Below are 17,325 nucleotides of genomic sequence, written 5' to 3'. Positions count from 1 at the left end.
GTATTTAAATTTCTTCTTTGGGGTGTGTGATGTCTATTATTAATTTTCGAATGATTTTCCTGTGTTCCGCATTTGCTGCATCCTCCTTGTGTACGGCAATGCCAGTTTTGCACAGTATGGATTTCCGGCAAGAGAAAAAAGCTGAAGAAAAAGAATTTTTGGCGAAACAAGATCAAGTCAAAGCAGAATCAAAATCTTTAACTGATGCTTCAAAATAATTGATTCGCCATGGTTTCGAATAGCATTTCAATAGGCTAGAAATACATGTTAGAAAAACAATAACCCATTAAAAAGAGCGCTGATGCGCTCTTTTTTTACATCGAATTTAGTCTTGATCCGAAGTCTTTGCAGCGTCTTCAGGCTGTTGCTCAACTTCAAAGCGCTGTTTGCAGTCTAAACATTGGTAGTCGAGAAAAATATTTTGATCGACGATCACGCCGGCTTTTTTACCAAAACGGTGTCCTAGAAAACCACCAGTAATACCGACACTAATCGCACCGACAAATGTCCCGATGGTTCCGCCCATAATCACGCCAAGTGGGCCTGCAGTCACACCACCAATCGCAGCACCAATAGATGCGCCAGATGCCGCACCACCGACAGTCCCTGCAGCAGTTCCTGCACCACTGAGTAAGACCCCACCAATTTTTTGTAAGTTTTGTTCATGGTTACGCTTTTCAATATGGGTTGATCCACATTTTGGACATTTAACGGTCGGTTCCATGTTTTGATCTTCTGTATTCATAACTTTCCGTAGCCTTAAAAAAATAAAGTGGCCGAATTTATGGTGCAGCATAATGTAATTTGACAGATGAGTAGTTGACCCATTCGATCAAATGCAACGATTTTCCTGAATTTTATCGATTTTTGCGCACAGATGTTTTGTCTGCTTGTAACCAAGGCGTTAAAAAGTGCGCTCTATGTCACCTTAATTGCAAATTTTTAGCAAAAAAAAAGAACACCTGATGTGTTCTTTTTTTCTTTTGAACGCAAACTTAGTCGCGAACAAATTCAACCGTACCATTCGCCAGTGATTTCACACGTGCCAATGATTCAACGCGATAGCCTTTTTCAAGCAAAATATCACGACCAGGTTGGAATGATTTTTCAATCACGATACCGATACCCAATACTTCAGCACTTGCTTGATGAATAAGATCTGCAAGACCTAAAGCCGCTTGACCATTGGCCAAGAAGTCATCAATCACTAAAACTTTATCTTCAGCATTGATGTGCTTTTTAGAAATCGCGATAGTGCTTTCAGTTTGTTTCGTGAAAGAAAACACTTTTGAGCGATACAAATCATCTTTTAAGGTCAAAGATTGATATTTACGTGCAAAAATCACAGGAACACCAAGTTCAAGACCAGCCATTACCGCAGGTGCAATACCTGATGCTTCAATCGTAATGATTTTTGTGATGCCAGCATCTTTAAAAAGACGGGCAAATTCTTGACCAATTTGTTGCATCATCACAGGGTCAATTTGGTGGTTCAGGAAAGAATCGACTTTCAGAACTTCTTCAGAGAGAACGATACCTTCAGCTAAGATTTTCTGTTCCAGAGCGTGCACGGGAGAATCCTCGAGGGGGCAGGTGCTTTTTAAAGCAAAAGCGTATTTTAAAAAGCACCGTGAAAAATGCAAGCGAAATTGATCAAATCAATTAATTTGTTGCACCTTTATAGCCCGTTAACAATAAACCGTAAGAGGTTTTATTGTCTTGGTGGGAAACTTTGACAGGTAGATAATCTAGTTTTGGTGCTAACCAGAAAGTCGTTTGACGGCCTGGTTTGTCATGACGCATCACGACTTTAACGGTGTCAAAAGTTCCATAAGTGGTTTTCACTTTTTCAGTGCCCTGTTTCACGAACTTACGAGCTTCAACCTCTTTGGCATCGGCAATGTAGTAATTCGATTTCAAACCACCATTTTTTAAATCTTCACGAATTTGCAATTCGGCATTCAGTTCATCTAACACACCTGATTTCCACGCAAATGAACGAGCTTTATCATCTTTTTTGGTATTAATGGTTTTTGCGCCAGCATTAAAATTAATATTCATGGTGTTGTTGTGCACCAAAATTTTGCTGCTGCGGCTAAAGCTGTTCGAGTGAATTTGGCTGCCATTTAAACTAAAACGACTGGTTTCAGTTGCAGAGGCCATCGCACCAGCTTTTGCTGCGAAAACATACGTCCAGTTATTCCCAGATTGTTTTAGGGTACGTGTTGCAGAACCCAAGTTTTTGCCGTTGTAGTTAAATTGGTAGTTGGCTTGGAATGGACTCATGGCAAATGACTGACTTGAGAAACCAGTCAAAAGCAGTGTAGTCGATACCCCAGCAACAAGACCTAAATTTTTCAAAACTGAATGTGCCATAAGTATGGTTTTCCTATTCAATAGAAGTGCGGTGGGCTAAACCACCTGATATGTTTATTATGCGGCTGGATTGTGGAGAATCTCGTCGCAAATCCGTGCCTAATGTATATGTTGTGTAGCGTTTTATAGGCTCAAGATATCTAAGTACAGGATAAGTCTAGCTTTCCTTTTGCTTAATTGGCGTGACTTCATCGTCTTTTAAATTTGAGTCATCCCAGTCTTCTATCCGTTCTTGCGACATCTTGGTGAACAATGCGGTTAAATTAACATTACCAATCACCACCAATTCGGCCTCACGTAAAACAGCATGGTTGACATGGACTTTGCCCAATGTGTCGATAATCGATCGACTTTTACCGAGCCAGCGATTCAGGTCTAAATACAGTAAATCATCTTTAACTTTGATCACATTGAGCTTTTCCAAAATCATACCCAATGGATCTTGGTTGAGTACTTTTTGATAGAACCATAACGCCATGCGCACGCCCATCTTATACAGAACATTTGGATATTTGGCTTCAATGACTTGAGTATCACTAATTTGTTCAAACACGATCAATTGGGTATTTTTATTCAGCTCCATTTGCACCAATTTAAGGTCCACGGAAAGTGTAATAAGGAGTCCATTATAATCGAGTGTGGCATACAGTCTGAGCCAGTCGTCATGAAGGTCAGCATGCAAGTCTTTGAGCATTTTCACATTATCGGTCACAAAGCGCTGAAACGTCGCATTTAAAAACACTTGAGACATTGGGAATTCACGCTCATCTTCAATAAATCCTTCAGCTTTTTGGTACACTTGGCGTATACGTTTAGCGATATTGGAAACTAGCGTTTGCATAAGAAGTGCATCCTGACAAATTATGTTTTTGACGATGTGTATCTTGTCGATTTCTATAAAAACACAAGGTTTTGATCTTGCAGTTTAGCAAAATAAATTGCACCATTTTCATGATTTTAATTGTGCATTATCGATGTGTTGATGGATTTCTCGTTTTCATCAAAAAATGAATACGAGTTTTATTTTATACTGTTTTAAGCAGTTTGGGGAATGCGGCAAATTGTCGGTTTAATGAGATGCTGAAAAAAATAACGTTCATGCCCTTGATGAAAGAGTGGTGGAAAGATCCCATATTTGCAACTGCGTTGGCGTTTGCTGCTGCGTTGCATTTGGCATTTTTAACCATGCAATTTACCATGCCCCAAGAGGCTGACTATGACACCAAAGAAATTGCAGTTTCTTTACGTCCTACGACGGAAAAAATTGAACATGCAGACTTTTTAGCGCAAGCCGATCAGCAGGGCTCGGGGACATTCCGTGAGTCGCATCGTATGTCGAGTGACATGCCTGCACCGATGATCGAACAAAAAGCCGGTGAGCAAAAAAGTGAAGCTTTAGAACAACTGCAACAAAAGAAAGAGCTCAGCTTTGAAGATAAAGTGTTGATGACAACTTTGAGTTGGCAAAAGCAAGCGGAAGAAAACAGTCGCAAAAAAGCCGTTGAGGAGTTGAATAGTCAGTTTCAGGCTAAGGCTGCGATGGTGGCGAGTATCGAAGCTCAATATTTACAACGTCAGCAAAACTTTAGCCGTCAGCAAAAAATTAAAACCATTGATGGTATTCAAGCCAAGCAAGATGTTTCTGCTGCTTATATGGAAAAATTCCGCGAAAAAGTCGAGTTTTATGGCAACCGTTATTATCCTGAAGCGGCAAAACAGCAACAGCTACGCGGTGAAGTACGTTTAATGGTTATTTTGAACAGTAATGGCGGGATTCGTGCCATTCGTTTGATCGAAAGTTCAGGTTCAAGTTTATTGGATGAAGCAGCAAAAACCTCTGTGCGTAAGGCGGCACCTTTTGGTTTGTTTGATGCCAAAATGAAAGACATCTCAGAACTTCGTATTGTGCGTACTTGGCGCTTTGATCCTGCAGAAGCAGAGTTTGAGGTGCGTTAATCAGTTGTGATAGCGTCGCAAAACTTCGCAGATTTCGACGCTAAAACTCGCATACCATTGGTTTTTCCCCAATTGCTGCGCCACTAGATGTTGTGCATCTTGCTGCCAAGCTCGAATGTCTTCTAACGTATTCCAGTAGGAAAGGGCGATTTCATGCTCACCCTCTGGCAGCGCTTCAAAATGTTGACAGTTAAAGTGTGTCAAAGCTTTGTCTCTAAGCTGCTGTGCAGTCGAAAAATACAGTTCATCAAGTGTATGAATGCGTGCTTTAAAAATCACGACATATTGCATATCTTTCCTTCCTTGGTTTTTATGACGATAAAAAAAGCGAGCCGTAGCTCGCTTTTTTGGTTCTTAATCTCTTTCCAGATAAGGGTTATCAAACCCCAATTTGGCTAAAATCTCAATTTCCAACGCTTCCATTTCTTCAGCATCTTCATCAGAGGTTTCATGGTCATAGCCCATGAGGTGCAACGTACCGTGTACCAGCATATGCGTAAAGTGGGTCAGGGGTGCTTTGCTTTGTTCTTGTGCTTCACGAAGAACCACAGGAATACAAATCACCAAGTCGCCAATCGGAAATGAGTCTAAAACTGCTGCCATTTCATCGGGGAGATCGCTCGGAAAAGACAACACATTAGTCGGTTTGTCTTTACCACGATATTCCAAGTTCAATTTGTGGCTTTCGTCATTGTCCACACATGCAATACCGATCTCACAATCACTTTGTGTATCGATATGACGTAAAGCCGTTTCCACGACTTTTTTGATATGCGTACGTTTCACCACCAATTCAGGTGACTGAAAATTTTGCTGCAAGGAGAGATTAAGTTTCAAAATGAATCCTTAAATGTTTTCGTCTTGATGCTGCCCATCAGCTTTAGCATCATTGTCCGCCACCAAGGCCTCCTGACGTGCTTTACGTTCTGCACGTTGTTCAGCCGTGAGGCGATGTTGTTCGCTGTCCCATCCCTCATAGGCTTCAACAATTTTTTGAACCAATTGATGACGTACCACGTCACGAGAGTGGAAGCGAGTAATATGAATTTCTTTGATTTTTTCAATCACACGTAAGGCATGTGCCAAACCAGATTGTTGACCGCGAGGTAAATCGACCTGTGTAATGTCGCCAGTGATTACCGCACGAGAACCAAAACCTAAACGGGTGAGGAACATTTTCATTTGTTCAGGGGTGGTGTTCTGTGCTTCATCTAAAATCACAAAGGAATGATTTAGGGTACGACCACGCATGTAGGCCAGAGGAGCAACTTCAATCACTTGACGTTCAATTAATTTAGCGACTTTTTCAAAACCGAGCATTTCATACAAAGCGTCGTATAGCGGACGTAAGTAAGGGTCAATTTTTTGGCTCAAATCACCGGGTAAAAACCCCAGTTTTTCACCGGCTTCAACCGCAGGGCGAACCAATAAAATGCGTTGAATTTCGTTGCGTTCTAGCATATCTACTGCAGCGGCGACCGCGAGATAAGTTTTACCTGTACCCGCTGGGCCAATACCGAAAGAAATATCACTTTGTAAAATACGTTGCACGTAGCGTTTTTGATTGGCACCACGTGGGTTGATCCGACCTTTACGAGTTTGTAGATAAACATTATCTAAACCGGTGTGCTCATTTTCAGAAAAATCTTCCTGAATTTCGCGGTCGGTCTGACTGCCTTGAATCATCATGTGTAAGATATCAGCACTAATCTGTGGATTGGTTTCGGACTCTTCATAAAGACGGTGAAGGAGGCTTTCGGCTCTCTCAACCGCATCGATTTCCCCATCGACAAAAAAAGCATCTGCGCGATGAGAAATTTTGACATCTAAACGTTGTTCAATTTGTTTGAGATGACCGTTATAGGCACCGAGCATGCTTTGTAAACGGTCAAGTGGAATACCAGCAAAAGTTACAGTACGTCGAATCGCTGCAGTCAAGAGAATTCCTTTAAATTGGTCTGACGATTAAGCTTACATTACGCCACGTCAGGCTCAAGATTCAAGAGTTCACCATAAACAAACTTCAAAGTTTTAATATCAGTCACTTCAATCTCTGCAAAACGCCCAACCCATGCAGGATCACCAATGAAGCTGACCAAACGTGTATTGTCTGCAGTACCAATCAGCAAGTTCGGATCTTTGTCTGAAACAGACTCAACCAAGACACGTTGAATGGTGCCTAGCATGGCATCAGTTTTATCAATACTGGATTGTTTAATCCATTGTTGAACTTTGGCAAGACGTTCTTTTTTCACATCCTCAGGGGTGGTGTCTTCAAGCTCTGACGCAGGTGTACCCGGACGTTTTGAGTAGATGAAACTGTATGAATGATCGAAGTCCATATCTTGAATAAATTGATAAGTTTCTTCGAAGTTCTCGTCAGTCTCGCCCGGAAAGCCAATAATAAAGTCGCTAGATAAATGCATATCAGGGCGAACTTGACGTAATTTGGCAATTTTATCGATATAAACATCAATCGTGTGGTTACGCTTCATGGCTTGTAGCACGTCGTTTGAACCACTTTGAACCGGTAGATGCAAGTGAGAAACCATTTGCGGTAAGTCACGGTAGCATTGAATCAAGTCATCGTTAAATTCAAGTGGGTGCGATGTGGTGTAACGAATACGACCAATCCCCGGAATTTCAGCGACTAAACGTAATAAGTCTGCAAAGGTACAGATTTCACCTTCAAAAGTTTCACCACGGTAACCATTCACGTTTTGGCCGAGTAATGAAATTTCACGTACGCCTTTTTCAGCTAAAGTGGCAATTTCAGCCAATACGTCATCGAGTGGGCGAGAAACTTCTTCACCACGGGTATAGGGAACCACGCAGAATGAACAGTATTTAGAACAGCCTTCCATGATAGAAACAAAGGCTTTAAAACCTTCTACACGCGGTTCAGGTAAAAAGTCGAATTTTTCAATGTCAGGGAATGAAATATCCACCAATTGAATTTTTTCTTTTTTCGGTTTGACCACTTGCTCAGTATGTTGATCCAACATTTGCGGTAAACGGTGTAAGGTTTGTGGACCAAACACCATGTCAACATAGGGTGCGCGTTTTTGAATGTTGTCACCTTCCTGAGAAGCAACACAACCACCGACACCAATCACCAAGTCTGGATTTTTTTCTTTCAGCTTGCGCCAGCGGCCTAACTCAGAAAATACTTTTTCTTGTGCTTTTTCACGGATAGAGCAGGTATTCATCAGGAGAATATCGGCTTCTTTAGGGTCGTTCGTTAGCACATAACCGTGAGAGTCACCTAAAAGGTCGCCCATACGTTGACTGTCATACTCATTCATCTGACACCCTTGCGTTTCGATGTACAGTTTTTTCACTGCTCCATCTTGAGCTTGGGTGTGCTGTGGCTGGGTAACAGTGTTATCTGGGGCAGCTTGGGCACTATTGGGGATGAAGGTTTGAACCGTCATGTAGGCTCCTAAAGGAATTTTATGAAAATCAATAACCATACGTGGCTGACAGACAATTCAATCAATTGAATTGTGCAGCTGCGGAGGTCAAAAAGGGGATTTTAAGAATGGGCAATATTTTAGCAGTAATTTACTAGAAACTTACAGCCTAAAATGACAACTCTGCCATATTGATTTATGAAGCAAAAATGTTTGAAAATTAATATTGGCTAATCATAAGGTTACATAACAGAACACAATGCAGAGTTTAGAATTATTAAACTAATTCCTAAACAAAGTTCGATGTGCTGTAACTGAGCAGAATGACATGAAAGAAGGCAAGTGGATGTTAAAACATAATTTTAAACAGAAAAATTACGCTAAATTACTTGCTTTGAGTGTCGGGCTCTCCGGAATTTCTGCGTTTGCCCAAGCCGCAGATGAGCAGTTTAACGATGCTTTACGTGCTGCGAATGCAGGCAATATTAGTTTATTACAACAATACCAATCATCTATGCAAAATGATGTTTTGGGCTATTATCCAGAATATTGGTTACTGAATAACAATTTGGTTTCACAACCTGCAAGTGCCATTATTAATTTTGCACAGCGCTATCCAAATTCGGCAATGGCAGAAAAATTAGCCGCAGATTATGTTGAAGAAAAAGTCAAACAAGCTGATTTCGCTACAGCACAGCCTGTCTTGCAATATGTGACTAATGCTGACCGTGCTGAAACATGTGCCATGGCTCAAGTCCGCGCAAAGTCGGGCGACCCTCTGGTTTACGCAGAATTTAAAGATGTATGGTTGACCACAAACTCACAACCTGACTCGTGTACAGGCTTGGGCCGTATGATGCTGTCAAGTCCTTTAATGACTCAAGATGACCGCCATCAACGGATGTGGGGACAGTTAAGAGCGGGTCAGTCAGGACAAGCGATTGCGACTGCGCAAACCATTGGCGTGAATATTAATTTGTCACAACTCAACACCATTCAAGCCAATCCACTGAATTATTTATGGTCTGCACCCAAAGCCACAGCTGAAGATCATGCATACCTGATCTATGCGATGGGTCGCTTGGCCGATAGCGACTTAAATGGCGCGATTTCTTCGGTGAAACGTGCAGCAGAAGGCACACCAGCCGATGTGCAAAAAGCCCTATACCGGAGTGTTGGGTATATCGGTGGTACAACGGTAATGAAAAACAATTTCAACCGTGAAGTTCTAAATTATCTTGATTTGAGTTATGGGCTGCCTTTTAGTGCAGAAGAAGCCGAGATTTATGCGCGACAAGCCATTCGTTTTGGCGCATGGGAAAGTGTCATTCGTGCAATTGATGCGATGAGCGTTTCGCAAAAGCAAGAAGATCGTTGGCAATATTGGTTAGCACGTGCCTCTGAACAACGTGACGATTCCTCATCTAAACGTGCGGCAAAAGAAATTTATCGCAAGCTCGCTGCTGGCGATGATTACCATAATTTGTTAGCACGTGACAAAATTGGTCAGTCTTATAACAATATTCCGTCAAATGTGCAGCCTTCGTCACAAGATGCGCAGCGTCTCAGTCAGGATATTCACTTCCGTCGTGCCTTTGCATTGCGCAATATTAATGCATCTGACAGCTATATTAACCGTGAATGGAACTGGGCAGTGCGTCAAGCCTACTTAAAGCATGATGATGGCATGATTCTTGCCGCAGCTAAACGTGCAACCGATATGGGCTGGTATGATCGGGCGATTTATGCAGCAGATCGAACCACCAAACAGCACAATTATGCTTTACGTTATGCCATGCCGCATCAAAATTATGTGGTGAGTCATAGTCGTAATGCCGGCATTGACCCTGCATGGGCTTATGGTTTGATGCGTCAAGAAAGTCGGTTTGTCACTAGCGCACGTTCACATGTCGGTGCCGGTGGTTTAATGCAAATTATGCCAGACACCGCAAAATTGGTGGCTCGTCAGATGGGGGAGAGTTATAACCCCGCTGCATTAACGGATATGAATACCAATATCCGTTATGGCACTTTCTATTTATCGATGATTCAACGTCAATTGAGTAATAGTCCAGTATTAGCGACCGCAGGCTACAATGCAGGTCCAAATCGTGCTCGACGCTGGCAGCCTGAATATCAAGCGATTGCAGCAGATCAATATACGGAATCGATTCCATTAACGGAAACTCGAGACTATGTAAAACATGTGATGACCAATGCAACCCATTACGGCCTTTTATTAGGTCAAGGGCCGCAATCGATTGAAAAACGAATGCAAATGATTCCATTACGGAATGCGCAATAAATCTTAAAGCAAGACGCGCCTGTTTTTAGGCGCAATATGGGTAAATAATGAATGCCGAACATGGACATTAGACCTGCTTATCGAATACTGACATCACTGCTCATCGGCAGTGGTGCAGGCTTTGGTATGTCTGTGCTTTCGGCAGCACCCGTGGTCAATGGTTATGTAATGGATGTGCAAATGGTGCCTGCTGTTTGCGCTTATGACCCATTAAAAAGTAAAAAACGTAAATGTCTGGAAGGGTATTCACTCAATATCACGGGTCTATATCCAGAAACTTCTACCCGTGATTGCACCACCAATAGTTCCGCTAAACTTTCTCCGCTGCAAGCCAAAGTGGTTGCACGGATTATGCCTGATGAAAATGCTCGCGTGGCGCTTTGGCACAATACCGGCGGCTGTGTCCCAATGAATGCCAGCCAATATTTTAGAACCATTATTAATCATGCAGATAAGCTAAAAATTCCAGATGAATTGACTAGCCAAGAAACCCAATCCATTCAAGCGAATGTCTTGCGTAATAAAATGTTGCGTATGAACAGCGGATTGGTATCTCAAAGTATTGAATTTAACTGTATGCAAACCCGTGGTGGCAGCCTACTGACTGAGATTAAAATTTGCTATAAAAACAATGGTCAGTACAAAAGTTGCCCTACGACTATCGTCGGAAATTGTCCTGCAACTTTCATAATTAAAGGTTCTTTCTAAGCTTTTTTCGGCATTTTATTTATATTTCCTATCATACTTTTGTTGAAAAGCATTCTCTTTTACATGCAAGCGTCAAAAGATTGGAGTACAATCTTTGCCGTTTATGATTATTAAGATTAGATAGAACAGCTATTTAATCATTATGACCTTCCTCAATTGGAGATAATTACATGAAGCAAGCAGTTCGTGTTGCCGTTACTGGCGCAGCTGGTCAAATCGGTTATAGCTTATTATTCCGTATCGCAAGCGGTGAAATGTTGGGTAAAGACCAACCAGTTATCCTTCAATTATTAGAAATTCCAGTTGAGAAAGCTCAACAAGCGCTTAAAGGCGTAATGATGGAACTTGATGACTGCGCATTCCCTCTTTTAGAAGGTATGATCGGTACTGATGATCCTAAAGTTGCATTCAAAGATGCTGACTACGCTCTTCTTGTAGGTTCACGTCCACGTGGTCCTGGTATGGAACGTGCTGACCTTCTTAAAGTAAACGGTGAAATCTTCATCGGTCAAGGCCAAGCGCTTAACGAAGTTGCTAGCCGTGACGTTAAAGTTCTTGTTGTAGGTAACCCTGCAAACACTAACGCTTACATCGCAATGAAATCTGCTCCAGATCTTCCAGCGAAAAACTTCACAGCAATGTTACGTCTTGACCACAACCGTGCGTTAACTCAACTTGCTCAAAAAGCAGGTGTTGCAGTTTCTGACATCGAAAACATGACAGTTTGGGGTAACCACTCTCCAACGATGTATGCTGACTACCGTTTTGCAAATGTAAACGGCGAAAGCTTAAAAGACAAAATCAACGATGCTGCTTGGAACAAAGACGTATTCCTTCCAACTGTTGGTAAACGTGGTGCTGCGATCATCGAAGCGCGTGGTCTTTCTTCTGCTGCTTCTGCTGCAAACGCTGCAATCGACCATATGCGCGATTGGGCTCTTGGCACAAACGGCAAATGGGTAACTATGGGTATTCCTTCTGACGGTTCTTATGGTATTCCTGAAGGCGTAATGTTCGGTTTCCCTGTAACAACTGAAAACGGCGAATACAAAATCGTTCAAGGTCTTGAAATCGACGAATTCAGCCGTGAACGTATCAACGTCACTCTAAACGAGCTTGAAGAAGAACGTGCAGCAGTTGCTGACATGGTTAAATAATTTAATTTTTTAAATTAAATTATAAAAAAAGCACTCCATTTGGGGTGCTTTTTTATGGCCTGCGAAAAATACCACGCTTAAGTTTTGAACAAAAAATAACACGTTGAGATGTAGTTGCAACTGACAAAGTCAATTAAACAGATAACTATGAAGATGGAAGAAATGTTTTTGGCTTGAGGAGAACGGCAATGTTTGATCAACAACCGACGTTGGAACTATTTTTTGAACAATTGGGGTTGGATGCAAGTCCGGAAGGCATCGATCAATTTATCGAAACGCATCAAATCACCATGGATGTTCCATTGCATGAAGCGCCATTTTGGACGAAGTCACAGCGCGACTTTATTATTAGTCATTGGAAAAAAGATGATGACTGGGCCATGGTGGTCGATATTTTAAATGAACAATTGCATACAGAACATAAGCTTTCAGGATCATGCAAAATCTAAATACAATTTGAAACAACAAACCTAGTTTTATCGCTAGGTTTTTTTAGCTTCATCATATAAGTTAATTAAATAATAAATGACAGATTAGTTGATAAGGAGGGCGAGATGCTCAATCAAAATAAACCATCCTTAGCTTTATTGTTTTCTCAATTGGGGTTAGCCAGCAGTCCAGCTGCGATCGAGTTATACGTACGTACGCATCAGCTTGCCGCAAGTGAAAATTTACATGATGCGCCGTTTTGGAATAAAGCGCAGCGTGATTTTCTAATCAGTCATTTAGTACAAGATGATGATTGGGCTATTTGGATTGATGAGCTGAATCAACAGTTACATATGGATGCATATAAGCTGCAGCCGGCATAGATTTCATTTCTCTACAAATAAAAAACACCTCTTCGGAGGTGTTTTTTATTTAGTGCAGTTTACTTTGGCGTAATTCTGCAAACCACTCTTCTTGGCGATAAGGATTAAATGCAGGATGCTCAAGTAATGTGGTCAGTTTGAATTCTTGAGATTTGCAGTATTTATTTAACCAGTGGCGGGTTAACGCAGGTTCCTGTTTTACCGCAGAGGCATAGGCCAAATAGAAGTAGATGTCGCCATGTTCAGCTTTGGACATCGGTTTCATAATCTGCTGGGTAATCAGGGCATAGCGCTGCTCTTGGGTAATTTCAAAAAATATCATATAAGCTTTGGCTAAATGTACAGACAAATTGATGTATAGCTCAATCGGCATTTCTTCAAATTCAATCCGGCTTTGCTCAAGTAGAACAATGGCTTCTTGCAGAAAATACACTTGTTCTTGATGGTTCTTACTTAAATTAACCAATTGCAGGCGTAAGTCTGCACGCTCAAGGGCAAGTTCAGGGCTGTTGCCTTGTAGAAATAATTGATCGGTTTCGCCAATACGCTGAATAATTTTATGACTGTTTTGACGCATCGGGTACATCCTCATCTATGAATGACTCATATATGAGGATAGTTTAAGGGATTTAAAGGAGGAATCTCGAATTACCACATCGAGTTGTCATTACGTAGCCAAGCCGTAATCGATAAACGTTGATGTTTAGCTTCGAGTACCTCGTGTAATAGGTCACTTTGGAATAACGCAATGCGATTCGGTTTAGGTTCTAAAATATGCCAAACATCATTCTTATCTTGTAAGCGCAATTCACCGCCCCAGTCGGCTTGCCAATATTCATGCAAATAATAAACCGCTGAAATGACACGTCCATTTTTGCCTTGAGGATTATCTTTGTGTAGTGCATAAAACTCACCTGCGTTATAACAAGCAAAATGTGCTTCGACTTCGTGAATGTTAGAAAAAAATGCGCGATTAAATTGTTCTGATAAAAGTTCTAAGGCTTGAACGTGTTCTTGTGCGACATCTAATGTGTCGTTAATCCATAAAATATGATCACTTCTAATTTTACTGATGACCCCATTTTGTACGGCTGCATCCCTAAATTTATTTAAATTTGACATACATTCTTCAACAAGTGCATGTATATATTCAGCAGGATAAGCGTCATCAATAATGCTAAACCCGTGTTGATCTAAATCATCGAGGATTTGATCAACCGGCCAAGACTTTGGGAGAAAGGCTGTTTCCATATACGGTCCATAAAGCTGCGGAAAAAAGGTGACGTATTCTAGAGCAAGAATAGCATCGGAATGAAACTATTTTTCATGCTAAAATGTCCGTTGATATCAGGAATTAAAGAAACATGAATTACCGTCACCATTTCCATGCAGGCAACTTTGCCGACGTGATGAAGCACGTTTTGCTGCTTCAGTTATTAAGTCGACTGAATGCAAAAGATAAACCTTATCGCTATGTAGATACACATGGTGGTGCAGGTAAATATGATCTTTCGACCTCTGAAGCACAGAAATCAGGTGAGTTTTTAAATGGTATTCATCGTTTAGTTAAGCTCGATGATTCAATTAAACGCAATGCGCCTGAAGGTGTTCAACAATATTTAAAAGTTGTTGAAAAAATGCGTGAAAACTTTGGTAAAGGCGCTTACCCAGGCTCTCCATGGTTTGCGCTCGAAGGCATGCGTGAAACTGATAAAGCCACGATTTTTGAAATGCAGCGTGATGTGTTCCAACAATTGCGCCACAATATTTTTGATAAACGTGCAGGCTTGCATGAGCGTGATGCTTACGAAGGTTTATTGGGCGTAATTCCACCAAAAGAAAAGCGTGGTTTGGTCATGATTGACCCGCCTTACGAATTAGAACGTAAAGATTTTCCACAGCTTGTAGAATTATTGGTGGCTGCTTATAAAAAATGGCCGACAGGCGTTTTTGCGGTATGGTATCCAATTAAAGACCGCGCGATGATTGAACGTTTTGAAAAGAAAATGTACAAAACCGGCATTCGTCGTCAGTTGGTTTGCGAAATTTGTGTATGGCCAGATGACACTCCAGTGGGTCTAAATGGTTGTGGTTTATTGGTGATTAACCCACCTTGGAAATTCTCTGAAGATGCGGATGAAGCATTACAATGGTTGTTCCCACATCTTCGTATGAATGAAAATGGTGGTCATGCAGCCGTACGTTGGTTGGTTGGCGAATAATTTTAAACTTGAAAAAGAAAGGTCACAGTTAGGATCGAACAATGACAAATACAAATAAACCTGAGCGGGAAATTTCTTCAAAGGATGAAAATGCATTTGATGGCATTACATTTGAAGTTGAAGAAGAGGAGCACACCCATGAAGGGCATAAAGTGAAACGTCGTGGGATCTATCTGTGGCCAAACTTGATTACAACTGCTGCGTTGTTATCTGGCTTTTATTCAATTATTGCCAGTATGAATGGTGAGTTTCAACAAGCCATTTATGCCATTTTCCTTGCAGCATTATTTGATGGTTTGGATGGCCGTGTCGCACGTGCTATCGGCGCGCAAAGTCCATTTGGTGAACAGTTTGACTCCTTATCAGACTTATTAGCATTTGGTGTTGCACCTGCCATTTTAATGTATAGCTGGAGTCTAAATGACTTAGGCCGTATTGGTCTGGCAGCATGTTTTGTTTACACCGCATGTGCAGCCTTCCGTTTAGCGCGTTTTAACGTACAAATCGGAGTCGTCGATAAACGTTACTTTATTGGTGTTGCAAGTCCACTCGCAGCCGTTATGATTATTTCATTGGTATGGGTAGGCATGGACATCCCTGCAGTCTTCGACTTACGCGAAACAGGTATTCAGATTTTTAATGCGGTAGTGATTATTGCAGTGGGTCTATTGATGATCTCAAATGTGAAATACTATTCATTTAAAACGGTGGATCGTCGCCGTGTTCCATTTGCCGTGTTACCAATCATAGTCTTTGTTTTAGCAGCTGTAACGTATAATATTCCAATGGGTATTTTAATTATTTCAGTGATTTATGCATTGTCTGGTTTTGTCACAACCTTAATGGCAAAAAAGGCAGAAGCATGAGTTAAAGCATGAGATAAAAAAATGAAAAGGAGCTTGATATGCAGATATTTCAAGATTTCTTGGATCAATCAAGGCGACTGAATCAAGCTCCAGATTTACAACATAAAAAAATAAATTTACATGCGCCGAATACGCCATATCCTTCAGTCCATTATGGACTTTGTCTACCGAATCTTCCTGCGCCATTACATTATCTTAACTTTATGAGTTGGCTCGGGCAGCCTCAGATTCCTGCTTTTCAAAATCCTGCGTCCATTCAACAAGATGAACTCAATACAGCCACAGTAATGACCAGTGTGAGCGGTCATATGGTTGGTCAATTACAATCATATTCCATTAAAGATGACTGTAGTCTGAGTGATACCGTCTTTAAATTTAGAGATAAAGAACTGATTGGTTGGGATGGAGCGGTATTTCAAATCCATCGAGAAGATACTGAACTCAGTTTAGATTTGTCTGTGCAAACAACCGATATTTCTTCTTGTTTAATAAAATTAAGATTAGGTCTTGCTGAATATTGGTCGGTGATGTGCCAATGTGAAGGGCAAATCAAATTTCAGGGCCAGATGTATGATGTAAATCAGTTGGCGGTTTTGTCTTATGCACAAATACGCAAGTTTCCATATTTACCTTTGGCGTTTTATACCCATCAGGTGATCAACCTGAGCCGAAAGCGTCAAATCATCTTTATGCAAACGCGAGACCGCTATAACAATATTTTGAGTTCACGTTTATATCTAAGAGATTTAAATCAGCAGCAAGTGTTCATGGCAGACCAAGGCGTGTTCTTTAAAGTCATGCGCGTTTATCCTGTAGTTAAAACCCCAAATTTGCAAAAAATGTATTTGCCACGTGAATTTGAATGGATTTACCAAAATGACAAACTGAAAATACATGTACAAGCACAGAGTCGTGGGGATTTTAAATTTGGACTCGGCGCAGGCTATGCAGGAAGCTTTAACTATCAAATCAAAATCAACGACGAAATCGAGTGTGGGGAAGGTGGCTACTGTGAATATGTCGATTGTCGAGCTTTAAAATGGCAAGAAAAGAATGAAAAAGATAAATTAACGGATAAATATGGAAATATTGTCCCTTTTATGCTCAAAAAATAGTAAAAAAAATTGATTTAGTAGAATAAATAAACAAACGTAATGAAAAATTAAAAATAAATGGAAAAGGGTGTTGCAACGGATGTGAAATGCTGTAGAATGCACATCCATCGGTGGTGATGAAGATTAAAACTTCTGATAAAACAATGACTTGGTTGAATTGATTAAGTTGGGTTTTATTTGATAAGTTTAAAAATAATTTGAATTACTGGTTGACTCTTTAGAAATAAAGAGTAATATAGCCGACCTAGCTTGCTGGTGACGAACCAACAAGAAGATCATTAAGAGATTATGAAGAACAACTTGTGTGGATTTTTACTGATTGATCGATCGAAATTATTTTCATTGATTAATGGTAGAAATTACTCGAAGTTTATTTGAGCAAATTTTTGTCAGTA

Annotated in this window: 20 protein-coding genes; 10 read left to right on the top strand and 10 right to left on the bottom strand. The window is 40.9% G+C overall.

Annotated features, from left to right (window positions below):
- Window positions 1-29 precede the first annotated feature (29 nt).
- A complete protein-coding gene (locus tag FTU36_RS11045) occupies window positions 30-218 on the top strand; it encodes a hypothetical protein (RefSeq protein ID WP_180117910.1) in 189 nt (62 codons plus the stop codon).
- Window positions 219-325: 107 nt separating this feature from the next.
- On the opposite strand, the gene FTU36_RS11040 is transcribed toward FTU36_RS11045, so the two are convergent.
- From FTU36_RS11040 to FTU36_RS11025, 4 genes are all read right to left on the bottom strand, one after another.
- The gene (locus FTU36_RS11040) at window positions 326-724 is read right to left on the bottom strand and encodes a hypothetical protein (RefSeq protein ID WP_143221573.1); all 399 of its coding nucleotides are present in this window, start codon (window positions 722-724) and stop codon (window positions 326-328) included.
- A gap of 271 nt (window positions 725-995) precedes the next feature.
- Window positions 996-1,571, bottom strand: coding sequence for a xanthine phosphoribosyltransferase (locus FTU36_RS11035; protein ID WP_078189246.1), 576 nt, complete (start codon window positions 1,569-1,571; stop codon window positions 996-998).
- A 91-nt stretch (window positions 1,572-1,662) separates the two neighbouring features.
- Window positions 1,663-2,376 carry a DUF3108 domain-containing protein gene (locus tag FTU36_RS11030; protein ID WP_078192434.1) on the bottom strand — a complete coding sequence of 238 codons (714 nt, stop codon included), beginning with the start codon at window positions 2,374-2,376 and terminating at the stop codon, window positions 1,663-1,665.
- A gap of 157 nt (window positions 2,377-2,533) precedes the next feature.
- Window positions 2,534-3,217 (bottom strand): hypothetical protein, encoded by a 684-nt coding sequence (locus tag FTU36_RS11025; protein ID WP_180117908.1) that lies wholly within the window; start codon window positions 3,215-3,217, stop codon window positions 2,534-2,536.
- A 257-nt stretch (window positions 3,218-3,474) separates the two neighbouring features.
- On the opposite strand from FTU36_RS11025, the gene FTU36_RS11020 reads away from it, so the two are divergent.
- Window positions 3,475-4,332, top strand: a complete 858-nt coding sequence (locus tag FTU36_RS11020) for an energy transducer TonB (RefSeq protein ID WP_218954404.1) — start codon at window positions 3,475-3,477, stop codon at window positions 4,330-4,332.
- On the opposite strand, the gene FTU36_RS11015 is transcribed toward FTU36_RS11020, so the two are convergent.
- From FTU36_RS11015 to miaB, 4 genes are all read right to left on the bottom strand, one after another.
- Window positions 4,333-4,623 carry an antibiotic biosynthesis monooxygenase gene (locus FTU36_RS11015; RefSeq protein ID WP_180117904.1) on the bottom strand — a complete coding sequence of 97 codons (291 nt, stop codon included), beginning with the start codon at window positions 4,621-4,623 and terminating at the stop codon, window positions 4,333-4,335.
- A gap of 63 nt (window positions 4,624-4,686) precedes the next feature.
- Window positions 4,687-5,169 carry an rRNA maturation RNase YbeY gene (ybeY, locus tag FTU36_RS11010; protein WP_180117902.1) on the bottom strand — a complete coding sequence of 161 codons (483 nt, stop codon included), beginning with the start codon at window positions 5,167-5,169 and terminating at the stop codon, window positions 4,687-4,689.
- Window positions 5,170-5,178: 9 nt separating this feature from the next.
- Entirely contained in the window at window positions 5,179-6,270 is a 1,092-nt protein-coding gene (locus FTU36_RS11005; protein WP_111885944.1) for a PhoH family protein, read from the bottom strand.
- A 38-nt stretch (window positions 6,271-6,308) separates the two neighbouring features.
- The gene (gene miaB / locus FTU36_RS11000) at window positions 6,309-7,766 is read right to left on the bottom strand and encodes a tRNA (N6-isopentenyl adenosine(37)-C2)-methylthiotransferase MiaB (protein ID WP_180117900.1); all 1,458 of its coding nucleotides are present in this window, start codon (window positions 7,764-7,766) and stop codon (window positions 6,309-6,311) included.
- A 307-nt stretch (window positions 7,767-8,073) separates the two neighbouring features.
- On the opposite strand from miaB, the gene FTU36_RS10995 reads away from it, so the two are divergent.
- From FTU36_RS10995 to FTU36_RS10975, 5 genes are all read left to right on the top strand, one after another.
- On the top strand, window positions 8,074-10,050 hold the full coding sequence (locus FTU36_RS10995) for a lytic transglycosylase domain-containing protein (protein WP_180117898.1): 1,977 nt from the start codon (window positions 8,074-8,076) through the stop codon (window positions 10,048-10,050).
- 126 nt (window positions 10,051-10,176) lie between these two features.
- The gene (locus FTU36_RS10990; protein ID WP_171262588.1) at window positions 10,177-10,758 is read left to right on the top strand and encodes a ribonuclease I; all 582 of its coding nucleotides are present in this window, start codon (window positions 10,177-10,179) and stop codon (window positions 10,756-10,758) included.
- 170 nt (window positions 10,759-10,928) lie between these two features.
- Window positions 10,929-11,915 carry a malate dehydrogenase gene (locus tag FTU36_RS10985; RefSeq protein ID WP_180008396.1) on the top strand — a complete coding sequence of 329 codons (987 nt, stop codon included), beginning with the start codon at window positions 10,929-10,931 and terminating at the stop codon, window positions 11,913-11,915.
- A gap of 188 nt (window positions 11,916-12,103) precedes the next feature.
- The gene (locus tag FTU36_RS10980; protein ID WP_078189235.1) at window positions 12,104-12,364 is read left to right on the top strand and encodes a DUF2789 family protein; all 261 of its coding nucleotides are present in this window, start codon (window positions 12,104-12,106) and stop codon (window positions 12,362-12,364) included.
- A gap of 105 nt (window positions 12,365-12,469) precedes the next feature.
- Window positions 12,470-12,727 carry a DUF2789 family protein gene (locus tag FTU36_RS10975; RefSeq protein WP_078189234.1) on the top strand — a complete coding sequence of 86 codons (258 nt, stop codon included), beginning with the start codon at window positions 12,470-12,472 and terminating at the stop codon, window positions 12,725-12,727.
- Between the two features lie 49 nt (window positions 12,728-12,776).
- Here FTU36_RS10975 and FTU36_RS10970 read toward each other — a convergent pair whose 3' ends face one another.
- Both FTU36_RS10970 and FTU36_RS10965 read right to left on the bottom strand, forming a co-directional pair.
- Entirely contained in the window at window positions 12,777-13,304 is a 528-nt protein-coding gene (locus FTU36_RS10970; RefSeq protein WP_180117894.1) for a hypothetical protein, read from the bottom strand.
- A 71-nt stretch (window positions 13,305-13,375) separates the two neighbouring features.
- The gene (locus FTU36_RS10965) at window positions 13,376-13,978 is read right to left on the bottom strand and encodes a 2OG-Fe(II) oxygenase (RefSeq protein WP_180062876.1); all 603 of its coding nucleotides are present in this window, start codon (window positions 13,976-13,978) and stop codon (window positions 13,376-13,378) included.
- A 113-nt stretch (window positions 13,979-14,091) separates the two neighbouring features.
- Between FTU36_RS10965 and FTU36_RS10960 the strand changes: the two genes are divergently transcribed.
- From FTU36_RS10960 to FTU36_RS10950, 3 genes are read left to right on the top strand one after another with little or no spacing between them, the layout of a single operon-like run.
- Complete coding sequence (locus FTU36_RS10960) at window positions 14,092-14,949, top strand: 23S rRNA (adenine(2030)-N(6))-methyltransferase RlmJ (RefSeq protein ID WP_078189232.1); 858 nt, start codon at window positions 14,092-14,094, stop codon at window positions 14,947-14,949.
- A 41-nt stretch (window positions 14,950-14,990) separates the two neighbouring features.
- Window positions 14,991-15,815, top strand: coding sequence for a CDP-diacylglycerol--serine O-phosphatidyltransferase (gene pssA / locus FTU36_RS10955; protein WP_078189231.1), 825 nt, complete (start codon window positions 14,991-14,993; stop codon window positions 15,813-15,815).
- A 38-nt stretch (window positions 15,816-15,853) separates the two neighbouring features.
- Complete coding sequence (locus FTU36_RS10950; RefSeq protein WP_180117892.1) at window positions 15,854-16,930, top strand: DUF6670 family protein; 1,077 nt, start codon at window positions 15,854-15,856, stop codon at window positions 16,928-16,930.
- The last annotated feature ends 395 nt before the right edge of the window (window positions 16,931-17,325 follow it).

The sequence above is a fragment of the Acinetobacter sp. YH12096 genome (assembly GCF_013419215.1).
GTDB classification, from domain to species: domain Bacteria; phylum Pseudomonadota; class Gammaproteobacteria; order Pseudomonadales; family Moraxellaceae; genus Acinetobacter; species Acinetobacter amyesii.
The sequence above is the reverse complement of the archived record's forward strand: the minus strand, read 5'-3'. Positions and strand labels throughout refer to the sequence as shown.

What these genes read in the sequence shown, in the direction of transcription:
- FTU36_RS10990 (WP_171262588.1), top strand. Translation starts at nt 10,177, where the DNA reads ATGTCTGTGCTTTCGGCAGCACCCGTGGTCAATGGTTATGTAATGGAT.
- FTU36_RS10960 (WP_078189232.1), top strand. Translation starts at nt 14,092, where the DNA reads ATGAATTACCGTCACCATTTCCATGCAGGCAACTTTGCCGACGTGATG.
- FTU36_RS11045 (WP_180117910.1), top strand. Translation starts at nt 30, where the DNA reads ATGTCTATTATTAATTTTCGAATGATTTTCCTGTGTTCCGCATTTGCT.
- FTU36_RS10965 (WP_180062876.1), bottom strand. Translation starts at nt 13,978, where the DNA reads ATGGAAACAGCCTTTCTCCCAAAGTCTTGGCCGGTTGATCAAATCCTC.
- FTU36_RS11025 (WP_180117908.1), bottom strand. Translation starts at nt 3,217, where the DNA reads ATGCAAACGCTAGTTTCCAATATCGCTAAACGTATACGCCAAGTGTAC.
- FTU36_RS10950 (WP_180117892.1), top strand. Translation starts at nt 15,854, where the DNA reads ATGCAGATATTTCAAGATTTCTTGGATCAATCAAGGCGACTGAATCAA.
- FTU36_RS10980 (WP_078189235.1), top strand. Translation starts at nt 12,104, where the DNA reads ATGTTTGATCAACAACCGACGTTGGAACTATTTTTTGAACAATTGGGG.
- FTU36_RS10985 (WP_180008396.1), top strand. Translation starts at nt 10,929, where the DNA reads ATGAAGCAAGCAGTTCGTGTTGCCGTTACTGGCGCAGCTGGTCAAATC.
- FTU36_RS11030 (WP_078192434.1), bottom strand. Translation starts at nt 2,376, where the DNA reads ATGGCACATTCAGTTTTGAAAAATTTAGGTCTTGTTGCTGGGGTATCG.
- FTU36_RS10975 (WP_078189234.1), top strand. Translation starts at nt 12,470, where the DNA reads ATGCTCAATCAAAATAAACCATCCTTAGCTTTATTGTTTTCTCAATTG.
- miaB (WP_180117900.1), bottom strand. Translation starts at nt 7,766, where the DNA reads ATGACGGTTCAAACCTTCATCCCCAATAGTGCCCAAGCTGCCCCAGAT.
- FTU36_RS10995 (WP_180117898.1), top strand. Translation starts at nt 8,074, where the DNA reads ATGAAAGAAGGCAAGTGGATGTTAAAACATAATTTTAAACAGAAAAAT.
- FTU36_RS11040 (WP_143221573.1), bottom strand. Translation starts at nt 724, where the DNA reads ATGGAACCGACCGTTAAATGTCCAAAATGTGGATCAACCCATATTGAA.
- FTU36_RS10970 (WP_180117894.1), bottom strand. Translation starts at nt 13,304, where the DNA reads ATGCGTCAAAACAGTCATAAAATTATTCAGCGTATTGGCGAAACCGAT.
- FTU36_RS11020 (WP_218954404.1), top strand. Translation starts at nt 3,475, where the DNA reads ATGCCCTTGATGAAAGAGTGGTGGAAAGATCCCATATTTGCAACTGCG.
- FTU36_RS11015 (WP_180117904.1), bottom strand. Translation starts at nt 4,623, where the DNA reads ATGCAATATGTCGTGATTTTTAAAGCACGCATTCATACACTTGATGAA.
- pssA (WP_078189231.1), top strand. Translation starts at nt 14,991, where the DNA reads ATGACAAATACAAATAAACCTGAGCGGGAAATTTCTTCAAAGGATGAA.